Origin of the sequence: Amycolatopsis sp. NPDC021455, assembly GCF_040640995.1 — a bacterium.
Classification (GTDB): Bacteria; Actinomycetota; Actinomycetes; order Mycobacteriales; family Pseudonocardiaceae; genus Amycolatopsis.
Genome location: NZ_JBFACT010000002.1, coordinates 363,114 through 384,278 on the forward strand (window position 1 = coordinate 363,114; position 21,165 = coordinate 384,278).

The 21,165-nt window shown below is 70.8% G+C and carries 21 protein-coding genes; 11 read left to right on the forward strand and 10 right to left on the reverse strand.

Features of this window, described 5'->3' with window-relative positions:
* Positions 1-55 precede the first annotated feature (55 nt).
* From dxr to ispG, 3 genes are all read left to right on the forward strand, one after another.
* On the forward strand, positions 56-1,258 hold the full coding sequence (gene dxr / locus AB0G28_RS04730; RefSeq protein ID WP_361082946.1) for a 1-deoxy-D-xylulose-5-phosphate reductoisomerase: 1,203 nt from the start codon (positions 56-58) through the stop codon (positions 1,256-1,258).
* A gap of 3 nt (positions 1,259-1,261) precedes the next feature.
* Complete coding sequence (locus AB0G28_RS04735; protein WP_361082948.1) at positions 1,262-2,485, forward strand: site-2 protease family protein; 1,224 nt, start codon at positions 1,262-1,264, stop codon at positions 2,483-2,485.
* 121 nt (positions 2,486-2,606) lie between these two features.
* Positions 2,607-3,758, forward strand: coding sequence for a flavodoxin-dependent (E)-4-hydroxy-3-methylbut-2-enyl-diphosphate synthase (gene ispG, locus AB0G28_RS04740; RefSeq protein ID WP_361082950.1), 1,152 nt, complete (start codon positions 2,607-2,609; stop codon positions 3,756-3,758).
* A gap of 67 nt (positions 3,759-3,825) precedes the next feature.
* On the opposite strand, the gene AB0G28_RS04745 is transcribed toward ispG, so the two are convergent.
* On the reverse strand, positions 3,826-4,080 hold the full coding sequence (locus AB0G28_RS04745) for a hypothetical protein (protein ID WP_093952192.1): 255 nt from the start codon (positions 4,078-4,080) through the stop codon (positions 3,826-3,828).
* Between the two features lie 84 nt (positions 4,081-4,164).
* Between AB0G28_RS04745 and AB0G28_RS04750 the strand changes: the two genes are divergently transcribed.
* From AB0G28_RS04750 to map, 5 genes are all read left to right on the forward strand, one after another.
* Complete coding sequence (locus AB0G28_RS04750; RefSeq protein ID WP_361082952.1) at positions 4,165-4,968, forward strand: AraC family transcriptional regulator; 804 nt, start codon at positions 4,165-4,167, stop codon at positions 4,966-4,968.
* A complete protein-coding gene (locus AB0G28_RS04755; RefSeq protein WP_361082954.1) occupies positions 4,965-5,357 on the forward strand; it encodes a VOC family protein in 393 nt (130 codons plus the stop codon). The genes AB0G28_RS04750 and AB0G28_RS04755 overlap by 4 nt, the downstream gene beginning before the upstream one ends.
* 112 nt (positions 5,358-5,469) lie before the next feature.
* The gene (locus tag AB0G28_RS04760) at positions 5,470-6,324 is read left to right on the forward strand and encodes a GNAT family N-acetyltransferase (protein WP_361082956.1); all 855 of its coding nucleotides are present in this window, start codon (positions 5,470-5,472) and stop codon (positions 6,322-6,324) included.
* 74 nt (positions 6,325-6,398) lie between these two features.
* Positions 6,399-8,192, forward strand: a complete 1,794-nt coding sequence (locus AB0G28_RS04765) for a penicillin-binding transpeptidase domain-containing protein (RefSeq protein WP_361082958.1) — start codon at positions 6,399-6,401, stop codon at positions 8,190-8,192.
* A 23-nt stretch (positions 8,193-8,215) separates the two neighbouring features.
* Positions 8,216-9,073 carry a type I methionyl aminopeptidase gene (gene map / locus AB0G28_RS04770; RefSeq protein WP_361082960.1) on the forward strand — a complete coding sequence of 286 codons (858 nt, stop codon included), beginning with the start codon at positions 8,216-8,218 and terminating at the stop codon, positions 9,071-9,073.
* Positions 9,074-9,097: 24 nt separating this feature from the next.
* On the opposite strand, the gene AB0G28_RS04775 is transcribed toward map, so the two are convergent.
* The 6 genes from AB0G28_RS04775 to AB0G28_RS04800 all read right to left on the reverse strand — a co-directional run bounded on the left by AB0G28_RS04775 (position 9,098) and on the right by AB0G28_RS04800 (position 14,841).
* The gene (locus AB0G28_RS04775) at positions 9,098-10,141 is read right to left on the reverse strand and encodes an ImmA/IrrE family metallo-endopeptidase (protein ID WP_361082962.1); all 1,044 of its coding nucleotides are present in this window, start codon (positions 10,139-10,141) and stop codon (positions 9,098-9,100) included.
* A gap of 747 nt (positions 10,142-10,888) precedes the next feature.
* A complete protein-coding gene (locus tag AB0G28_RS04780; protein ID WP_361082963.1) occupies positions 10,889-11,692 on the reverse strand; it encodes an ABC transporter permease in 804 nt (267 codons plus the stop codon).
* Positions 11,692-12,648 (reverse strand): ATP-binding cassette domain-containing protein, encoded by a 957-nt coding sequence (locus tag AB0G28_RS04785; protein WP_361082965.1) that lies wholly within the window; start codon positions 12,646-12,648, stop codon positions 11,692-11,694. The genes AB0G28_RS04780 and AB0G28_RS04785 overlap by 1 nt, the downstream gene beginning before the upstream one ends.
* 28 nt (positions 12,649-12,676) lie before the next feature.
* Complete coding sequence (locus AB0G28_RS04790) at positions 12,677-13,519, reverse strand: DUF4097 family beta strand repeat-containing protein (RefSeq protein ID WP_361082967.1); 843 nt, start codon at positions 13,517-13,519, stop codon at positions 12,677-12,679.
* A 54-nt stretch (positions 13,520-13,573) separates the two neighbouring features.
* The gene (locus AB0G28_RS04795) at positions 13,574-14,065 is read right to left on the reverse strand and encodes a toxin-antitoxin system HicB family antitoxin (RefSeq protein ID WP_361082969.1); all 492 of its coding nucleotides are present in this window, start codon (positions 14,063-14,065) and stop codon (positions 13,574-13,576) included.
* A 92-nt stretch (positions 14,066-14,157) separates the two neighbouring features.
* Positions 14,158-14,841 (reverse strand): FadR/GntR family transcriptional regulator, encoded by a 684-nt coding sequence (locus AB0G28_RS04800; RefSeq protein ID WP_361082971.1) that lies wholly within the window; start codon positions 14,839-14,841, stop codon positions 14,158-14,160.
* A gap of 49 nt (positions 14,842-14,890) precedes the next feature.
* Between AB0G28_RS04800 and AB0G28_RS04805 the strand changes: the two genes are divergently transcribed.
* Complete coding sequence (locus tag AB0G28_RS04805) at positions 14,891-16,111, forward strand: MFS transporter (RefSeq protein WP_361082973.1); 1,221 nt, start codon at positions 14,891-14,893, stop codon at positions 16,109-16,111.
* A gap of 7 nt (positions 16,112-16,118) precedes the next feature.
* Here AB0G28_RS04805 and AB0G28_RS04810 read toward each other — a convergent pair whose 3' ends face one another.
* Entirely contained in the window at positions 16,119-17,513 is a 1,395-nt protein-coding gene (locus tag AB0G28_RS04810; protein ID WP_361082975.1) for a mycothione reductase, read from the reverse strand.
* Between the two features lie 96 nt (positions 17,514-17,609).
* Positions 17,610-18,440: a M15 family metallopeptidase gene (locus tag AB0G28_RS04815; RefSeq protein ID WP_361082976.1), complete on the reverse strand. Its 831-nt coding sequence runs from the start codon at positions 18,438-18,440 to the stop codon at positions 17,610-17,612.
* Between the two features lie 167 nt (positions 18,441-18,607).
* Between AB0G28_RS04815 and AB0G28_RS04820 the strand changes: the two genes are divergently transcribed.
* Positions 18,608-19,423, forward strand: coding sequence for a serine protease (locus AB0G28_RS04820; RefSeq protein ID WP_361082978.1), 816 nt, complete (start codon positions 18,608-18,610; stop codon positions 19,421-19,423).
* 17 nt (positions 19,424-19,440) lie between these two features.
* Positions 19,441-19,875, forward strand: a complete 435-nt coding sequence (locus AB0G28_RS04825; protein WP_361082980.1) for a GNAT family N-acetyltransferase — start codon at positions 19,441-19,443, stop codon at positions 19,873-19,875.
* Between the two features lie 90 nt (positions 19,876-19,965).
* On the opposite strand, the gene AB0G28_RS04830 is transcribed toward AB0G28_RS04825, so the two are convergent.
* A complete protein-coding gene (locus AB0G28_RS04830; RefSeq protein ID WP_361082982.1) occupies positions 19,966-21,141 on the reverse strand; it encodes an 8-amino-7-oxononanoate synthase in 1,176 nt (391 codons plus the stop codon).
* Between the last annotated feature and the right edge of the window lie 24 nt (positions 21,142-21,165).

The window sequence follows — 21,165 nt, forward strand, 5'->3', positions numbered from 1 at the left end:
TGATCCCACACCTCCGGGTGCGCCGCGGAGACGCCCCGCGCGACAATGACCGGCGATGACTACCTCGCGAAGCGTTCTCGTGCTCGGCTCGACCGGGTCCATCGGCGTGCAGGCCCTCGACGTCGCCGCGCGCAATCCGCACCTCTTCCGGGTGGCCGGGATCGCCGCGGGCGGGGCCGATCCGGCCGCGCTGGCCGCGCAGGCGCTCGCCCACGGCGTCGAGGCCGTCGCCGTGACCAAGGCCACGGCCGCCGAAGACGTGCAGCTCGCGCTGTACGCCGAGGCGCAGAAGCGCGGCTACGCCCAGGGCGAGTTCAAGCTCCCGCGGCTGTTCGCCGGCTCGGACGCCGTCACCGAGCTGATCGACGCCGTGCAGGTCGACACCGTCCTCAACGCGCTCCCGGGCTCCCGCGGGCTCGAACCCACCCTCAAAGCGCTCGCCACCGGCGCCACCCTCGCCCTCGCCAACAAGGAGTCGCTCATCGCCGGCGGGCCGCTGGTCCTCGCCGCGGCCAAGCCGGGCCAGCTCGTGCCCGTCGACTCCGAGCACTCCGCCATCGCGCAGGCCCTGCGCGCCGGGCACCGCGGCGAGGTCGCCCGGCTCGTGCTCACCGCCTCCGGCGGCCCGTTCCGCGGCCGCAAGCGCGCCGAGCTGGCCGGGGTCACCGTCGAGCAGGCCATGGCGCACCCGACCTGGTCCATGGGCCCGCTCATCACGATCAACTCCGCCACCCTGGTCAACAAGGGCCTGGAGCTGATCGAGGCGGCGCTGCTGTTCGACGTCGAGCCGGACAAGATCGACGTCACCGTGCACCCGCAGTCGATCGTGCACTCGATGGTGACCTTCACCGACGGCTCCACCATCGCCCAGGCGAGCCCGCCCGACATGCGGCTGCCGATCGCGCTCGCACTGCACTGGCCCGACCGCGTGCCCGACGCCGCCCCCGCGTGCACCTGGGACAAGGCCGCCACCTGGACGTTCGAGCCACTGGACGACGAAGCTTTCCCGGCCGTCGAGCTGGCCCGGCACTGCGGTACCGCCGGCGGCTGCCTGCCCGCGGTGTACAACGCCGCGAACGAGGAGCTCGTCTCCGCCTTCCTCGCGCAGAACACCGGCTTCACGTCGATAGTGGACACTGTTTCCGAGGTGGTGGGAGCCGCCGACGAATGGCGTCGCGAACCACGCGACGTCGAAGACGTACTCGCGGCCGAGCGCTGGGCTCGCGCCCGGGCAGGGTCGATCATCGAGGGGAAGTAGCGGGTGCTCGCCTACATCATCGGCATCGTGCTTTTCGCACTGGGGATCTGCGTCTCCGTGGCGTTGCACGAGGCCGGGCACATGGTCACCGCGAAGGCCTTCGGCATGAAGGTCCGCCGGTACTTCGTGGGCTTCGGGCCCACGGTGTTCTCCTGGCGCCGCGGCGAGACCGAATACGGCCTGAAGTGGATCCCGCTCGGCGGGTTCTGCGACATCGCCGGCATGACCGCCCTCGACGAGGTGACCCCGGACGAGGCGCCGCGCGCGATGTGGCGGTTCAAGACCTGGAAGCGCACCGTCGTGATGTCGGCCGGGTCGATCACCCACTTCATCCTGGGTTTCGTGGTGCTCTACCTGATGGCCGTGACCATGGGCCTGCCGAACCCGGCGGCCGCCGCCCCGACCGAGCCGGTGCTGGCGGAGACCTCGTGCGCCCGCTCGGCCGCGACGAAGGAAGAAGTCCAGGCCCAGTCCAATTCCCCCTGCCCGCCGGGCGCACCGACCCCGGCGGCGACGGCCGGGCTGCGAGCCGGCGACAAGGTGCTCGCCGTCGGCGGGAAGCCGGTCTCGAGCTGGGATGACATGCTCGCCGCCGTGCAGGCCACCAGCGGCCCGACGCCGTTCGAGGTCCAGCGCGGCACCGAGCGGCTGCGGCTCGTCGTCGACGTGCCGAAGGTGAAGCGCTGGTCCCCGTCCGGGACCAAGGAGGTCGGCATGATCGGCGCCTCGCCGAAACAGCTGCCGTTGACCGTCCAGTACGGCCCGGTTTCCGCGATCGGCGCCACGTTCGGTTTCACCGGCTCGATGTTCGCCGAGACCGCGCAGCGGCTCGTCCAGTTCCCCGAGCGGATCCCGGCCGTGGTCTCCGCGATCTTCGGCGGCGAGCGCGACAAGGACACCCCGGTCAGCGTCGTCGGCGCGAGCCGGCTCGGCGGCGAAGCGGTCGAGCAGGGTGTCTGGGTGCTGTTCTTCCTGCTGCTGGCCAGCCTGAACTTCTTCATCGGCGTGTTCAACCTGCTGCCGCTGCTGCCGCTCGACGGCGGGCACATCGCGGTGGTCTGGTACGAGCGCGTCCGGGACTGGATCCGCGGGCTGCGCGGCAAGGCGGCCGGTGGCCCGGTCGACTACACGAAGCTGTCCGGGATCACGATGGTGCTGGTCCTCATCGGCGGTGCGGTCACGCTACTGACGGTGACCGCGGACATCGTCAACCCGATCCGTCTGTAGCAATGAGCCGCCCCGGAGGGGTTCCGGCCCCTCCGCGGCGGTTCACCGGGGCCGTAATGCTGCTCACCGTGACGGTTGACATGGTGAAGGCGGCCCAGTAGGGGTAGGTACGCTGGAAGCCGTGACCGTCGCACTCGGTATGCCCGCCCTGCCCCCGCCCGTCCTGTCCGAGCGTCGCAAGACCCGCCAGCTCCAGGTGGGTTCGGTCGGCGTCGGCAGTGACTTCCCGATCTCCGTCCAGTCGATGACGACGACGCTCACTTCCGACGTCAACGCGACCCTGCAGCAGATCGCCGAGCTGACCGCGGCCGGCTGCGACATCGTTCGGGTCGCGTGCCCGTCGGCCGATGACGCGGAGGCGTTGCCGGCGATCGCGAAGAAGTCGCAGATCCCGGTGATCGCCGACATCCACTTCCAGCCCAAGTACGTCTTCGCCGCGATCGAGGCCGGCTGCGCGGCGGTGCGGGTGAACCCGGGCAACATCCGGAAGTTCGACGACCAGGTCAAGGAGATCGCGCAGGCCGCCAAGGACCACGGCACGCCGATCCGCATCGGCGTCAACGCGGGTTCGCTGGACAAGCGGATCATGGACAAGTACGGCAAGGCGACGCCGGAGGCCCTCGCCGAGTCGGCGTTGTGGGAGGCGTCGCTGTTCGCCGAGCACGACTTCCACGACATCAAGATCTCGGTGAAGCACAACGACCCGGTGGTCATGGTGCGCGCCTACGAGATCCTGGCCGAGCAGTGCGACTACCCGCTGCACCTGGGTGTCACCGAGGCGGGTCCGGCGTTCCAGGGCACGATCAAGTCGGCGGTGGCCTTCGGGGCGCTGCTGCGCCAGGGCATCGGCGACACGATCCGCGTGTCGCTGTCCGCGCCGCCGGTGGAAGAGGTCAAGGTCGGCATCCAGATCCTGCAGTCGCTGAACCTGCGGCCGCGGAAGCTGGAGATCGTGTCCTGCCCGTCGTGCGGGCGGGCGCAGGTCGACGTCTACACCCTCGCCGAGCAGGTCACCGCCGGGCTCGAGGGCATGGAGATCCCGCTGCGCGTGGCCGTGATGGGCTGCGTCGTGAACGGTCCGGGCGAGGCCCGCGAGGCCGACCTCGGTGTCGCGTCGGGCAACGGCAAGGGCCAGATCTTCGTCAAGGGCGAGGTCATCAAGACCGTGCCCGAGCACGCGATCGTCGAGACCTTGATCGAAGAGGCGATGCGCATCGCCGAAGAAGCGGGCGAATCCCTCGGCGAGGGCGCCCCGGTGGTCACCGCCGGCTGAGTTTCCGGAAGTCCGTGAAGGCCTCCTTACCGGCTCTTATGGCCGGTAAGGAGGCCTTCACGGCGTTTCAGCCCTGGAGGTGGTGCTGGGCGGCGTCGCGGATCTGCAGGCGGACGTTCTCCAGCGCGGCCGCGACCTCGTCGATCTGCTGCGCCGCCAGCTGGATGGCGCCCTGGATCGAGGTCGCGGTGGACGTCTCCCCGAGCAGGCCCAGCACCTGGGCCTGCAGGTCTTCGAGGTCGCTCTTCGTGGCGAGCGCGATGCCGGTGGGCACCTGGTCGGCGAGCAGCTCCAGCTGCTGCGCCTGCTCCTGGATCGTCATCGGGTGGTTCCTTCCGCGGTGGGGACGCACCTTCCGTGTTAGCAGACGCGGGAACTGTCGGTGGTGACGATTACGCTCGCATTCGTGAGCGTGACCTGGGCCGTCCGGCAGCCGCACCCCGTGGTGCGGCCCCTGGTCGCGCGCTATGTCGGCTACGCGCAGGACGAAGTCACGCTGGCCGTCCACCGCGGGCTGCCGTCCCGGCATGTGACGCTCGTCATCAGCCTGGCCGGCCCTGTGCGGATGGCCGGGCGCAGCCTGCAGGGGCTCGTCGGCGGCCTGCACACGAGCGCGGTCCTGATCCGGCAGGACCGCGTGCAGGAAGGGCTGCAGCTGGAGCTGGACCCGCTGGGCGTGCGGACGCTGTTCGGCGTCACGGCGGCGGAGCTGAGCGGTGAGGTGGCCGACCTGGCGGAGTTCGGCCTCGGCTCGCTGCCGGACCGGCTGCGGGAGCTGCCTTGGCGCGAGCGGTTCGCGCTGCTGGACGACGTCCTGGCCGCCCGGGCCGTCGAGCCGGTGGTGCCGCCGCCCGAGCTGGGGGAGGCGTGGCGCCGGATGCGGGGCGCGGACGGGCGGGTGCGCGTCACGGACCTGGCGGGCGAGGTCGGCTGGAGCCGTCGGCACCTGGGGGAGCGGTTCCGGGCGGAGCTGGGCCTGGCCCCGAAGCAGGCGGCGCGGGTCCTGCGGTTCGAGCGGGCGGGCCGGTTGCTGCGCGGTGGCCGGCGCGACCTGGCGTCGGTGGCCGCCGACTGCGGGTTCTACGACCAGGCGCACCTGAGCAACGAGTGGCGTGCGCTGGCGGGGTGCACGCCCGGGCGGTGGATCGCCGAGGAGCTCCCGTTCCTCCAAGACGAGGAGGTGGCGGCGGAGCAAGACTTCCGGGCATGACTCCTGAACCGAACGTATGGCCCGCCCTCCGCTACGACGACGCCCCGGCGGCGATCCGATTCCTGGTCGACGTCCTGGGCTTCACCGAGACGCTGGTGGTGCCCGAAGGCGACCTCGTCGCGCACGCGGAGCTGCGCTGGCCCGAAGGCGGCGCGGTGATGCTGGGCAGCGTCCGCCCGCCGGACGGCGTCCACGACGCGATGAAGCCCGGCACCGGCGCGGTCTACGTCGTATCGGACAAAGTGGACGAAATTCATGCGAGGGTCCGGCAGGCAGGCGCGGAGATCACGGCAGAGCTGACGGACACGGACTACGGCTCGCACACGTTCAGCCTCCGCGACCCGGAGGGCAACTCCTGGACGATCGGGACCTACCGCGGCGCGCCCTGACGGCTCACGGACCACCGAGCGCTGCGCGCGGAAGCCCGACCTGGGCGCTTCATCTCAGCGTGTCGAGAGCCTCGCGTTCCGTTTAGGGCCCGGATCTGGCACCCTGGAGCCCGTGTTGCGGCTTGCAGGTGCACGGCTGCTCGATGATCGGGACTATCCGGCGGTCCGTGCCGCGCTCGCCGCCGACCCGGTGGGCAGCTGCATGGTCAGCGCCCGGGTCGAGGCTGCGGGCCTTGATCCGTGGCGGCTCGGTGGTGAGCTCTGGGCCGCCGACAGCCGCCCGGTTCGTGCCGGGCGGCTCCAAGGGCTGTGCTTTTCCGGGCCCAACCTCATCCCGCTGCGCGGCAACGCGCCCGCCCTCCGTTCCTTCGCCGACCGTGCGCTGCGGCGGCAGCGCACGTGTTCGTCCCTGGTCGGCCCGGCCGAGCAGGTCCTCGGGCTCTGGGACGAGCTCGAGGACGAGTGGGGCCCGGCCCGGGAGGTCCGCGACGACCAGCCGCTGATGGCCCTCGACGCGATGCCGCTGGTCGCCGCCGATCCGCTGGTGCGCGCGGTCCGGCCGGACGAGCTCGAGCGGTACCTGCCCGCGGCCGTCGCCATGTTCATCGAAGAGGTCGGCGTCGACCCGCGCAGCGGCGACGGCGGCGCGAGCTACCGCGCCCGCGTCACGGAGCTGATCGGCGCCGGGCGCGCGTTCGCCCGGTTCGAAAACGGCGAGGTCGTCTTCAAGGCCGAGATCGGCGCGATGTCGGCGACCGTCGGGCAGATCCAGGGCGTCTGGGTGCACCCGGAACGCCGGGGCGACGGGCTCGGCACCGCCGGCACGGCCGCGGTCGCGCACCGGCTCGTCCGCGGTCTCGGCCGGACCGCGAGCCTCTACGTCAACGCCTTCAACACCCCCGCCCTCGCGGCCTACCGCAAGATCGGCTTCAAGCAGGTCGGCCAGTACGCCACGGTGCTGTTCTAAACGGCTGTTCCAGCCACTCTTCCGTGGCGGCGTTTCAGCCCGAGGGTAACTCGCTGACCAGGCACGATCCCGCCATGAGTGCACGTCGACGCCGCAGTGCGCTCGCGGTGCTGCTGCTCGCCGCCGCGACCACGGCCGGGTGCTCGGGCGACGGGCCCGAGGACGCCCTTTCCGCCTTCCTCGACGCCTTCGCGTCCGGGGACGTCGCCGCCGCGGCGGCGGCCACCGACTCGCCCGACGCGGCCAAGATCGTGCTTTCGCAGGTCCGCGGGGCGCTCGACCCCGAATCCCTCGAAGCGGACGAAGAAGAGGTGAAGCAGCCGGACGGCGACGTCGTCACCGCGGGCTACCGGCTCACCTGGCACCTGTCGCACGACCGCACCTGGTCCTACCGCGCCGACGTCCAGCTGCGGGCGGCCGAGCACGGCTGGCAGGTGCACTGGCAGCCGACGGTCGTGCACCCGCAGCTGACCGTCGGCCAGACCATCGGCCTGCTGCCGCAGCTGCCGGAGACGGCGCCGGTGCTCGACCGCGACGGCGTGCCGCTGATGCGCCCGCAGACCGTGATCGGCGTGGTCGTCGACCCGCAGAAGACCGGCAACCCGAGCGCGGTCGCCGGGTCGCTGGCCAAGGCACTGCACCGGTTCGAACCGTCGGTCACCGGCCGGTCGGTGCTCGAGGGGATGAACAAGACCAAGCCCGGCGACGCCTACCCGGTGATCACCCTGCGGGCCGGCGACTACCACCAGGTCAAGCCGGCGATCTACGACCTGCCCGGCGTCCGGTTCGCCAGCCAGGAGCGGCTGCTGCCGGTGACCCGCGGGTCCGGGCGGCAGGTCCTGCCGGCCATCCGCGCGCTGGTCGAGCAGGAGCTGGCCGGGGCGGCGGGCTGGCGGATCGTCACCCGGGACGTCACCGGTGGCGAGGTGTCGGAGCTGCGGGCCGAACCGCCGCGGCCCGGGCCGGCCATCACGAGCACGCTCAGCGCGCGGATCCAGGCCGCCGCCGAAAAGGCCCTGGACACCGAGACGCATCCGGCCGCGCTGGTCGCGATCCAGCCGTCGAGCGGGGACATCCTCGCCGTGGCGCAAAACGACGCCGCCGACGACGAAGGCCCGATCGCGCTGTCCGGGCGCTTCCCACCGGGGTCGACGTTCAAGATCGTCACGGCGGCGGCCGCGCTGTCGGCGGGGGACGTCGAGCCCGGCAGCCCGGTGGACTGCCCCGGCACCACGGTGATCGAGAACCGTGTCGTGCCGAACGAGGGCCGGTTCGACCTCGGCCGGGTGCCGCTGAAGACGGCGTTCGCGCGGTCCTGCAACACGACCTTCGCCCGGCTCGCCGCCGGTCTCCCGGCGTCGGCGCTCACCGACGCCGCCCGGTCCCTCGGGCTCGGCGCCGACTTCGTGGTGCCCGGCCTGACCACGGTCACCGGCGACGTCCCGGCCAGCGACTCGGCCGTGCAGCGCGCGGAGGACGGCTTCGGCCAGGGCACGGTGGTGGCCAGCCCGTTCGGCATGGCCCTGGTCGCAGCGGTCGTGCAGGCCGGGAAGGTGCCGACGCCGTCGATCGTCAAGGGGATGCCCGCGACTGCCGACAAGGTCGGCGACGCGCCGTCCCAGCAGGTCCTCGACGCGCTGCGCGGCATGATGCGGGACGTCGTCACGGCGGGCACCGCGACCGGCCTGCGGGACCTGCCCGACGTCGCGGGCAAGACCGGGACCGCCCAGTTCGGCGACGGCTCCCGCGCGCACGGCTGGTTCGCCGGCTACCGCGGCGACCTGGCGTTCGCCGTGCTGCTGACCGACGCCGGCTCCTCCAAACCGGCGGTGCAGGCCGCGCACCGGTTCCTGGCGGGGATCGGCTGAGCGGGCCGTCGTAAGGTGGAGGCATGTCCGTTCGTGCCCCGCTCGTTCCCGGCGTCCAGACGCCGCGCCGTGACGTCCCCAGTTCCATCGCCCGTCCCGAGTACGTGGACAAGCCGGCGCCGAAACGGGACACCGGCAACGGCGTGCGCACGCCCGAGGTGATCGAGGCGATGCGGGTCGCCGGCCGCATCGCGGCCCAGGCCCTGGAGGAGGGCGGCAAGGCCGTCAAGCCGGGCGCCACCACGGACGACATCGACAAGGTGGTGCACGAGTTCCTGCTCGACCACCACGCCTACCCCTCGACGCTGGGCTACCGCCGGTTCCCGAAGTCGTGCTGCACCTCGCTCAACGAGGTGATCTGCCACGGCATCCCGGACTCGACGGTGATCGAAGACGGCGACATCTGCAACATCGACGTCACCGCCTACATCGGCGGCGTGCACGGCGACACGAACGCGACGTTCCTGGCCGGCGACGTCTCCGAGGAGGCCCGCCTGCTGGTGGAGCGCACCCGCGAGGCCACGATGCGGGCGATCAAGGCGGTCCGGCCGGGCCGGCAGCTCAACGTCATCGGCCGGGTCATCGAGTCCTACGCGAAGCGCTTCGGCTACGGCGTGGTCCGCGACTTCACCGGCCACGGCGTCGGCCCCGCGTTCCACACGCCGCCGACGATCCTGCACTACGAAGAGCCCTCCGTCGACACGATCATCGAGGAGGGCATGACCTTCACGATCGAGCCGATGATCACCCTGGGCACCATCGACTACGACATCTGGGCCGACGACTGGACCGTCACCACGAAGGACAAGAAGTGGACGGCCCAGTTCGAGCACACCCTCGTGGTGACGGCCGACGGCAGCGAGATCCTCACGCTGCCCTGAGTCAGTGGCTGCCCACAGACAGCGTCAGACAACACGCAACCTGTGGGCGGCCGGTACGAAGACCTCGTTCCTCGTCTCGTCCGCGTAACCGGCCGTCGTCGCCACTTCCTCAGCTGAGAACCCTTTGGACAGCAGAGTCTCGGCAATCGAGTGGGTCAAGCGAGGTATTTCCGGTTTGAGTTCTTCACTTACAGGTTCGCGCACTCGCCAGCCGAGGCGGCTGAATTTCTTGTACATCGCGGTTCGGTCGGCGGCCGACATGATTCGAAGTTGATGAGCCCGCTCGACGAGGGCTTGCATCGAGACTCCCCACTGGCGCTTCAGATCCGCGAGTTTCCCGGTTGTGAGATCGCGCAGCTGAGGTCGAATGACCTCTTCTGGCATGAGGAACTCTGCTGCAAATGCGTTCGCGTCCGTTTCGGGGTCTGAGCTGATGTACTCCGAGTGTAGGCAGAGGTGCCCGAGCTCGTGGGCGAGCGTCCATCGGCGGCGATCGGTTGGAAATGACTGGTTGATCATCACAACCGGGTGATCATTGATCCATTGCGACAGGCCGTCGACACGTGCCGTTTCGAAGTCCTCTGCGACTATCACGCAGCCTGCCGCCTCGAGCCATCCGACAAGATCCTTGACTGGGCCGACAGGCATACGCCACTGCATCCGGGTGAGTCGTGCTGCATCGGCCGCAGGCATGCCTTCCGGATCGAACGTGGGGATGATCTGGTTCGCGTGTAGCGATACTTGTTCGAAGAGCTTGCTGACGTGCATGCGATGCTCGTTCAGCTTGGCTTCAAGTCGCCGCCAGTCTGTCGCTTTGGCAGATGCCCGTCGGCGCATGTGTGCATCGACGGCCATGGCTCCCTTGAGAGAGCCTGCGTGTTGCAGAAAGTCCTCGGTGACTCCCAGCGCGTCCGCGAGTCGCCGGTGGATGTCTGGGTCCGGTTCGCGAAGATCCTGCTCGTACCGATTGATGGCCGGCTGGGACACGCCGACCATCGTCGCGAGCTGTTCCTGGGTGTAGCCACGAGCGAGGCGCAGGGTGGCAAGTGCACCACCGATCGCCGTCATTACCAATCCGATCCTGTGCTGTCGTGGGTCTCCGAGCCTGCCACGTCGATGAACGGCTGAGTGGGGCCAGGAGTTGTCGGACGAGTGACTGTAGCGCCACCGGACGCGGGTGGAGCGGGCAACTGCACTGTCCAAAGGACGTTCTCCTGACCGTCCCGAAGAGTGATGACAGCAGGGCCCATCGTCCGTGTGGCGGTGTCCCACTCGTACCCGACTTCCAGGCGACACTCGCCGAAGCCAGGGAACGTCTGATTGAGACCCTGAGCTTCGAAATCCAGGACCGTCTGCGTCGGGTAGCTGCTGGTGCGCCCATCGAGGTGGTGTCGCTTCACGCGGATGCGGTAGGTGAGTCGTTCCCTGGAGTCCACTTGAACGACAAGTTCCCGCGTAGTGCCGTTGTCGGACGTCACGACGTGGCTGAAGTCGCGAACGTCGTCGATCAGCGAGGACCACATCCAGTCGTGAATCAAGCACGCGATTGTCCGCGGCGCGTTCCCATTGAGCCACGCTGGGTGTGACTCTCGGTACACGTCAAGCTGCTCTTTGGCATGGGCAACGCCGCGACTCACAGCATGGACGACCTTGTCGCCAAGCTCGTCTAGCACCACCTGTGGTTCTGGGTGCGATTTCATGCCGGATTTTATACCAGCCACTTTGGGTGATGTAAAGCGCATGCGGAGGGTGGTTTGCGTCGCGTGCCCGGCGGCGGGCCGCCTTATGGCGAACCCGCCGTCGAAGATCTGCGAGTCAGTGGCTGGTGGCCTTCTTGTAGCAGCGCACCGAGAGCGGCACGAAGATCGCCAGCAGCAGCGCGATCCACAGCACCGACGCGAGCACGGCGTGCTGCATCGGCCAGGCATCGTGCGCCGGCATGGCCGTGCTCGTGTTGCCGAACAGCTCCCGCGAAGCCTGCGTGATCGCCGAGACCGGGTTCCAGTCCGCGATCACCCGCAGCGGCGTGGGCAGCCGTGCGCTGTCGACGAACGTGTTGGCCAGGAAGGTGAGCGGGAAGATCGCCACGCTCGAGACGTTGTTGAACACCTCGGGCTTGCGCACGGCCAGGCCGAGCGTCCCCATCACCCACGACAGCGCGTAGGCGAAGGCGAGCAGCAGGAGCACGCCGCCGAGCGCCTCGAAGACGCCGGTGTGGATGCGCCAGCCGACCAGCAACCCCACCAGACCCATGATGAGCAGGCTCGTCACGTTGAGGATCAGGTCCGCGGTGGTCCGCCCGATCAGCACCGCGGCCGGGGACATCGGCAGGGACCTGAACCGGTCGATGAGGCCCTTCTGCAGGTCGTCGGTCAGCCCGTAGCCGGTGACGATGCTGCCCATCGCCACGGCGAGGGTGAAGATCCCCGGCAGCATGAACTCGCGGTAGGACATGCCGGGGATGTCGATCACGCTGCCGAACACGAAACCGAAGAGCAGCACGAACATCACCGGCATGAACACGATGGACCCGAGCAGGTCCAGCGACCGGAGGATCTTGATCGAGTTGCGCTTGGCGACGGTCACGCCGTCGGTGACGGCCATCTGCACCGCGTTCATCACACGGCCTCCTTCGCGGGTTCGGCCGTCTCGTGGCCGGTGAGAGTGAGGAAAACGTCGTCGAGGGTGGGGCGCCGGACGCCGACGTCGCGGACGTCCACGCCTTCCGCGGCGAGCAGAGCCAGCGCTTCGGTAAGCGCTTTCGCGCCGTGGGTCACGGGCACGGTGAGCCGGAAGCCCTCGGCCTGCGGTTCGCCGCTGGCCAGCCGGGCCAGCGCCTGCTGCGCGACGCCGACGTCGGCGTGCGTGCCGACGGTCAGCTCGATCCGCTCGCCGCCCACGAGGTCCTTGAGCTCGTCGGCGGTGCCGCGGGCGATCACGCGGCCGTGGTCGACGACGGCGATGCTGTCGGCCAGCCGGTCGGCTTCTTCGAGGTACTGCGTGGTCAGCAGCAGCGTGGTGCCGCCCGCGACCAGCTCGGTGATGACGTCCCACAGCTCGGTGCGGGCCCGCGGGTCGAGCCCGGTGGTGGGCTCGTCGAGGAACAGCACCGGCGGGTTGGCGACGAGCGCGCCGGCCAGGTCGAGCCGGCGCCGCATGCCGCCGGAGTAGCCCTTGACCGGCCGGTCGGCGGCGTCGCCCAGGCTGAACCGGGCCAGCAGCTCCCGGCCGCGGGCCTTGGCGCGCTTGGTGCCCAGGTGGTAGAGCCTGCCGACCATCTCGAGGTTTTCGGCCCCGGTCAGCTCCGGGTCGACGGCGGCGTACTGCCCCGAAGCGCCGATGTGCGAACGCAGCTCGTGCGCGTCCTTCACGACGTCGAACCCGGCGACGGTCGCCCGGCCCGCGTCCGGCTTCTGCAGCGTCGTGAGGATCTGGACGGTGGTGGTCTTCCCGGCGCCGTTCGGTCCGAGCACGCCGAGCACGGTGCCTTCGGGCACGCTCAGCGACATCCCGTCGAGCGCGGTGACGCTGCCGTACTTCTTGACGAGCCCCTCGGCCACGATGGCGTCTGTCATGGATCTTCCCCTTTTGTCCGGTGGAGCTTCAGGCGCGGCGGATGACGATGTCGCCGGTGGTGGAGCGGGCCTTGACCTCGACGGTCTCGTCGGTCCCACCGGGACCGTCGGCCGCGGTGAGCGTGTTGTGGACGGTGCCGGTGACGGTGTTGAGGACCAGCCACGCGGCGCTGCCCTCGCGGATGCCGACCTCGATCTCGCCGACGGCGGTTTCGAGGACGACCGCGTCGCGCATGACCTGGCCGATCCGGATGTCGCCGGCGGCCGACCTCGCGTCGACGCCCGCGTGGGCGACGTCGACCACGATGTCGCCGTTGGCCGTGCTGACCCGCAGGTCGCCGGTCACCTCGCCGACGCGGGTCTCGCCGTTGGAGTTCTTGAGCACGGCGGTCCCGTCGATCTCGCGGATCCGCAGTTCGCCGGAGCCGGTGCCGACTTCGGCGTGGCCGGTGGCCCGGCCGACGGTGACGTCGCCCATCGCCGTGGTCGCCTCGAGCCGGGCGGTCTCGCCGAGGTCGATGTTGCCCATGGACGTCTTGAAGCGGCTTTCGCCGATGCGGCCGCTGACGCGGAAGTCGCCCATCGCGGAGGTGCCCTTGAGCCGCGAACCGGCGGGCAGCTCGACGACGACGTGCAGCGCGCCGCCCTTGCCCCACAGCTTGTGGGTGTACTTCGGGCCCTTGACCAGGAGCTCGCCGTCGGTGAACTCGACGCGGGTCTTGGCGGCGGCCTTGACGTCCTCGGTGTCGCCCGGGTCGGCCGGCTCGACCTCGACGGTGGTTTCGGCGCGGTCGCCGGCGACGATCCGGACGTCGGCGACGCTGAAGTCGAGGGTGGCGGTGATCGGCTCGGGGGTGGCGAAAAATGGCATGGCTGTGCCCTCCTGGGCTGCTTGGGTGTGATTTCGCTGGTGAGAGCGGCGGGTCTAGCGGACCCAGCCGGTGTACTTGTCGCCGTAGAGCGAGCGGCGGCGGGTGGTGCTCTTGTCGGGGCCGAGTGCGGAGTTCGCGGCCCGGACGAGCCAGGCGTTGATCGAGAGCCGGTCGCGGCTCGCGGCCTCCTCGACGCGCTGCTTGAGCTGCTCGGGCAGCCGCAGGTTGATCCGCGCCACGGCGCCGTCGTCGGCCTCGGGCGGGGGCGGCGGCTCTTCTTCCTGGGCGGCCGGCTCGGCCGTCGTGGGGAGCGTTACCGCGAATTCGGCGTCACGGCGGCGGAGGCGGACTTCGACGGAGCCGGGCGCGAGGTCGCGGGTGATCTCGTCGGCCGCGGCCGAGAGGGCGTCGAGCAGGGTGAGCCGGATCGCCGATTCGAGCGGCGCGGTGAGCCGCTCGGCGAGGGCGACGGCGTCCTCGCCCGCCGCCTCGGCGGCGACCGCGAGCTCCCGGCGGAGTTCGTCTACGAAGGGCGTCAGGTCCATGGCACAACTATGGCGCCATCGTGGCACCACGACAACCCTGAAATGGCACCCTTAGGGGTCAATGGTGGTGCCACACGAGTAGAACGCGCAGGTCAGGCGCGTTCGATGCGCTCCAGGAGCTCGTCGAGGAAGCCGCAGGCCTCGGCGGCAGCGCGGTCCGGATCCCGGTCGGCAATGGCCTGCGCGAGGCCTTCGTGGCCGATCTCCGGCGCGTGGTCCGCTCCCGGCGCGATGGTCGACGTCGTCGCGATGCTGGCCGCGATGACCTCCGTCAGGCCGCGGTAGAGCTCGGTCAGCAGCCGGTTGTGGCCGGCGGCGACGACCGCGCAGTGGAACTCGGCGTCGATGCGGGCGAAGTCCTGCCAATGTCCTTCGCGCAGCTCGACTTCGCGGCGGGCGAGCAGCGACCACAGCGCGGCGACTTCGTCCTCGGTCCGCTCGACGGCGGCGAGCCGCGCGCCTTCGACCTCCAGGGTGCGGCGGACCTGCAGGACTTCGCGCAGTTCCGAGCCGCAGAGCCGGCGGATCGCGCCGGAGACCTCGCTCGTGGCGCGCACGTAGGTGCCGTCGCCCTGCCGCACCTCGAGGATTCCGGTGTGCGCGAGCGCGCGCACGGCCTCTCGGACGGTGTTGCGCCCGACGCCGAGCTGCTCGACGAGCTCGGCCTCGGTGGGGATGCGTTCGCCGATCGGCCATTCGCCCTGCGTGACCGCGGTCCGCAGCTGCTCGATGACCTGGTCGACGAGGCCTGCTCGCCGGGGGGTGGCCAGAGGCACAGGATTTATCCCTTCATCCAATCATCCTACGTATGCGATAGTAGCGGCCATGCGCGTCGAACACCGGGAACCCGAACTGGACGGCGTCGCCGCGACGCGGACCCCGGGCGTGGTCGCGGCCGGAACGCTGCTCGCCGTCGCCGTGGTCCTGACCGCCCTCAACCTGCGCCCGGCCATCACCGGGGTCGGCCCGATGCTGGCCGAAATGCGCGCGGACCTGGGCGCGTCCGTGCTCTGGGCGGGCGTGCTCACGACGTTGCCCACGCTCTGCTTCGCCGGTGCCGGCCTGGCCGCGCCGCTGCTCGCCCGCCGGGCCGGGATCGGCGCCGCCATCGCGATCGCGCTCGCCGCGCTGGCGGCCGGCCTCGTGCTGCGCGTGCTCGACGGCCCGGTCGTGGTGCTCGGCGGGACGCTGGTGGCCACCGCCGGGATCGCCCTGATCAACGTGCTCGTCCCGGTGGTCATCAAGGACTCCTTCCCCGCCCGGATCGGCGTGCTGACCGGCGTCTACACCGCCGGGCTGCAGGGCGGCGGCGCGCTCGGGTCGGCGGTGACCCCGCCGCTCGGCGACGCGTTCGGCGGCTGGCGCCCGGCGCTGGGGAGCTGGGCGGTCCTGGCCGTCGTCGCGCTGCTGGCGTGGATTCTCGCAGCCCGAGGCACCGGACGGGCACCGCGTCACGCCGGCGCCGCCGAGGCCGGACGGTCGCTGCTGCGCAACCGGCTGGCCTGGGTCGTCACCGTCTTCTTCGGCCTGCAGGCGTTCTACGCCTACGCGGCGATGGGCTGGTTCCCGCAGGTGCTGATGGACGCCGGCGTGTCACGCGGCGACGCCGGGCTGCTGTTCGGCCTGGTCTCGCTGATCGCGGTGCCGATCAGCCTCGTCATCGCGCCGATGGCGGCTCGCGCTCGCGGCGGGCAGGGCCCCTGGATCGTGGCGCTGGGCGTGTTCGGCTTCGCCGGGACGGCCGGGCTGATGCTGGCCCCGGCATGGTCGCCGCTGCTCTGGAGCATCCTCGTCGGGCTCGGGATGAGTGTGTTCTCGCTGGCCCTGACCGTGATCGCGCTGCGCGCGCGAACCGGCGCGGACACGGCCCGCCTGTCCGGCATGGCCCAGGGCTTCGGCTACCTCTTCGCCGCGCTCGGGCCGTTCCTGTTCGGCCTGCTGCACGACGTCGCGGGCGGCTGGACCGTCCCGCTGGCGATGCTCCTCGGCCTGCTGCTGGTCCAGGTCGCGTTCGGCGTCCTGGCCGGCCGCGCCCGCTTCGTCTGAGCCTGCGTCAGTCCAGGGGCAAGCTGAGCAGGGCGTTCTCGACCAGCTCCGGCATCGCGGGGTGGATCCAGTACTGGCCGCGCGCCATGCTCCGCGCGTCGAGGCCGAAGCTCATCGCCTGGATGAGCGGCTGGATCACCGACGACGCCTGCGGCCCGATGATGTGCGCGCCGAGCAGCTGCCCGGTCGCCGGGTCGGCCAGGAGCTTCGCGAAGCCCGTGGTGTCCTCCATCGCCCAGCCGTAGGCGATCCCCGCGTAGTCCTGCTTCGAGACCACATAGGACACACCCAGCTCGCGGGCCTTCCGCTCGGTGAGCCCGACGGACGCCACCTGCGGGTGGGTGAAGACCGCGTGCGGCACGAACCGGTGGTCGGCGGTGATCCGCTCGTCCGGGTGCAGGAGGTTGTGCTGCACCACGCGTGCTTCGTGGTTCGCGACGTGCTTCAGCTCGTGCGGCGACGAAAGGTCGCCGAGCGCGTAGATGCCCTCGACGGTGGTCTCCTGGTAGTCGTCGACCACGACGTGCCCACTGTCCTTTGTGGTCACACCGGTGGCGGCGACGTCCAGCAGATCCGAGTTCGGCCTGCGGCCGGTCGCGATCAGCAGCAGGTCGCCCTCGACGGTCTCGACGCCGTGCGGCCCTTCGAGATCGAGCGCGACACCGCCATCGGTCCCGTACGCCCGCACGGTCTTGCGGTCCAGCCGGACGTCGAACCGCTCGGCGGCCAGCTCGGTGAACCGCTCGCTGACGTCGTCGTCCTCCGAGCGCAGCAGCCGTCCGGACCGGTTGACCAGCGTGACCTGCACGCCGAAGGAGGCGAAGACGTGCGCGAACTCCGCGGCGATGTACCCGCCGCCGAGGACGACGATCCGCTCGGGCAGCTCGTCGAGCCGCATCACGGTGTCGGAGGTGTGGTAGTCGACGGTGTCCAGACCGGGGATGTCGGGGATCACCGGACGCCCGCCCGCGGCGAGCACGAACTTGTCGGCGGTCAGCACCTCGTCGGGGCGTCCGTCGGCGAAGCTGACACGCAGCTCCTTGTGCCCGGTGAAGCGCCCGGTGCCTTCATAGACGTCGACGTTCGCGTTGTCTTCGTGGCTGCGGCGGTACTCGGCGCCGCCCGCGGCGATCGGGTCGATCCGGCCGAAGATCCGGTCGCGGATGTCGCGCCAGCGCACGCCCTTCAGCTCTTCGTCGACGCCGTACTTCGAACTGTGCGAAGGCGTGTACGCGACATCGGCGGCGTACACGAACATCTTCGTCGGGATGCACCCGACGTTGAGGCAGGTCCCGCCGAAGGTGCCCTTTTCCACGATCGCCGTCTTCTGGCCGGCGAAGCCCGGGCCGAGGATGGAGTTTCCCGATCCCGTCCCGACGATCACCAGGTCGTAGTGGGGCACTGCATCCTCCGCGGGTCCGGGTCCGGTCGTTTCACCCTAGCCAACCTCGCCGGAAGGGTGAGTGTTCCTCATTGTGTTTAACGTCGTATTACGCGGTCAGTGCCCGGTGGCGGTGAAATGCATCAGGTCGGTCGGGCTGCGCCAGTTCCCGCCCCAGCTCCACCCGATGGCCGCGAACGCGCGCACGGTCGCGTCGCCGGCCAGGACCATGCCCGGCCGGACGCGCGAGCGGTCGACGTAGGCCGAGGCCAGCTCGGGCAGCACGAGGTCGCCCTGGGTGTAGGGGTTGCAGAACGGGTTGACGTCCACGGCGAGCCCGTACGCGTGCGCCGACCACGTCGTCTGGCCACGTGCCGGCCGGCAGACGAACGCGCTGGTGGTGTTGCCGTCGCCGGTCGGCGGCGCATCGAGGTCGCTCGCGCTGGTCACGCGCATCTCTTCCAGCGGGAACCGGTCCGCGAAGAGCACCCCGAAAACCTTGGCGATCCCGTCGGCGCCGGAGGCGTTGACCAGCATTTCGCCGGTGTGCGCGCGGCCGTCGAAGCCCCAGAAGGCCAGCGTCAGGTAGCGGAGGTCGGTGGCCTTGACCGGGCAGGCGGGCTGCCACGTGCTGCGCGCGAGGACGTCGGCGGGCACGGCGCCGATCGTCGCCGCGTAGCGGTCGCCGGCCGGGGGCGGGAGGAGGTCTTTTGTCGGAAGTGCCCGGTTCACCAGTTCGGGTGGCGTCGGCTCGACCTCGCCGAAGCCGTCGGGACGGCGGGGGAGAAGACGCGCGCCCACCTGCCAGACGGCGGCCGGCGTGGCGGCGGTACTCGTCGTGGTCGTGACCGAAGGGGCCGGTTGCGGCGTCGACGGGACTTCCGAAGAGCACGCGGTCAGGGCGAAGGACAGGAGTGCCCACGCCGCCGCCGTCGCTCTCCGCCGCATCCGGCCAGCTTGGCAGAAGCGGTGGGTGAGCGCGGAGTCCACCCGTTCCAGTGACACCGTTTCGGGCCTACTCGGATTAGGGTATTCAGGGCCACTCGTTCACGCATCGGAGTCGTCTGACTGCCGAGTGCTCTGCCCTGTGCCGCGCATCGAAAAGGGGAAAACCCATGTCCGTGAAGTCCCGCCGATCCCTGCTGCTCGCGTGCGGCGCGCTCCTGGCGGTCGCGGCGGTGGCCGTCCCGGTCGTGGTCGGCACGGCGTCGGCGGACCAGGCGTCGGCCAACCAGCCCCGGATCGTCGGCGGCAACCAGGCGTCCCTCGCCAACTACCCGTACGCGGTGTACCTGACCGACTCGGGCGGCAACCAGTTCTGCGGCGCGGTGATCGTCAGCTCCACGGCGGTCGCGACGGCGGCGCACTGCGCCAAGGCGGTGGCGAAGCAGGAGATGCGCGTGGTGGCCGGCCGCGAGGACAAGCGCACCAGCGACGGCGAGGTCCTGGGCGTCTCGAAGGTCTGGGTCGACCAGGACTACCGCGACCCGACCCAGGGCGGCGACATCGCGGTGCTGACGGTCCGCGGCCAGCTCGACTACCGGCCCGCGAAGCTGCCCGGCAGCGGTGACGCGGGGCTGTACAACAAGGGCACGCAGGCGACGGTGCTCGGCTGGGGCCGCATCGCCGACGGCGGCGCCCGCTCCGACTACCTGCGCAGTGCCCAGGTCCCGCTGGTCTCGGACAGCGAATGCCGCGCCGACTACACGGTCTACGACCAGCGGAGCATGGTGTGCGCGGGGTACCCCGAGGGCGGCATCGACGCCTGCCAGGGCGACTCCGGCGGCCCGCTCGTCGTGGGCGACACGCTGATCGGGATCGTCTCCTTCGGCGACGGCTGCGCCAAGGCGGGCAAACCGGGCGTCTACACGCGCGTCTCGACGTATGCGGACGACATCAAAACCCAGGCCACCCCGCGCCTCCTCGGCTGAGCGTGCTAGGCAGGGGTATGCCGACTCTGCACGACGTGACCGGTCCCGAGCTGACCGCTGCCCAGCTGCACGACATCCTCCGCTTGCGCGCCGAAGTCTTCGTCGTGGAGCAGAAAGCCGCGTACCTCGACGTCGACGGCCACGACCTGCGGCCGGACACCCGGCACCTGTGGTTCGAGGAGGAAAGCGGCGTCACGGCGTACCTGCGGGTCCTCCTGGACCCGGACGGCGTCCGCCGCATCGGCCGCGTGGTCACGGCCGCCCCCGCCCGCGGCGCCGGCCTGGCGGCCCGCCTGATGGAAGCGGCCCTGACGACCCCGGCCGAGTACGTCCTGGAAGCCCAGACCTACGTCCAAGGCTTCTACGCCCGCTACGGCTTCGTCGCGGAAGGCCCGGAGTACATCGACGAAGACGGAATTCCCCACATAAAAATGCGCCGCCTCCCGAACTGACCGCAGCGATGCCCCTCCAATCACACGTGATGCCTCCTCAATCACGCGAGAACGGCGCAGGATCACGCGAGCCGACCCGCCGCGGAGGGCTCAGGCGAGCGCACCCCGCGGCGCGGTCGCGGTGATCACCTTCACCGCACGGTCCACATCGGACTCCGTGAGGTCGGCCCGCGCCGTCAGCCGCAGCCGGGAAATCCCGTCCGGCACCGACGGCGGCCGGAAGCACCCGACGCGGATGCCCTGCTCGGCACAAGCCGCGGCCCACGCGACCGCCGTCTCCGCGGACGGCGCCTGAACCGAGATGACGGCGGCGTCGGGCAGGCTCGCCTTCAGCCCGGCCGCCTTCAGCGACATCGCCAGGTTGCCCGCGTTCTCGACCACCTTTTCCGCCAGTCCCGGCTCCTCCTTCAGCGCGTGCAACGCGGCCAAGGCGGCAGCGGCGCTCGCAGGCGCCAAAGCGGTGTCGAAGATGAAGCTGCGAGCCGTGTCCACGAGGTGCTTGATCACGCGACGCGGGCCCACCACCGCCCCGCCCTGGGCACCGAGGGACTTCGACAGTGTCAACGTCGTGACGACGTCGGGCGCGCCCGACAGCCCGGCCGCGTGGACCGCGCCCCGGCCGCCCTCGCCGAGGACGCCGAAGCCGTGGGCGTCGTCCACCAGCAGCGCCGCGCCGTGCGAACGGCAGATCCCGGCCAGCTCGCCGAGCGGGGCGAGGTCGCCGTCGACCGAGAACACCGAGTCGGTCACCACGAGCGCCCGCGGCTTGCGCCGGGTCGCCAGCGCGTGCTTGATCGCCGACGGCGTCGAGTGCGCGACCGCGGCGACGTCGGCCCGCGACAGCCGGCACCCCTCGATCAGCGACGCGTGGATGTACTTGTCGGTGACGATCGCGGATTCGGCCCCGGACAGCGCGGTCACCGCGCCGAGGTTCGCGGCGAACCCGGAGGAGAACACGAGCGCCGCCTGCGCGGCGCAGAACCGGGCGAGCTCCAGCTCGAGCTCGGTGTGCAGCTCGGTGGATCCGGTGACCAGCCGCGACCCGGTCGCGCCGGCGCCCCAGCGCAGCGCGGCGGCCGCGGCGGCCCCGGCGACGCGCTTGTCGCGGGCCAGCCCGAGGTAGTCGTTGCCCGCCAGGTCCAGCTCGTCGGCCCGCGCGGGACGCGGCCGCAGCTGCCGCACGAGTCCCGCGTTCGCGCGCTTCTCCGCCTCGATGTCGAGCCAGTCGAAAACCTCGTCGGGCGGGGGCGTGGGCGGCGTAGTCACGTCCCGCAGTCTCCCATCCGGACT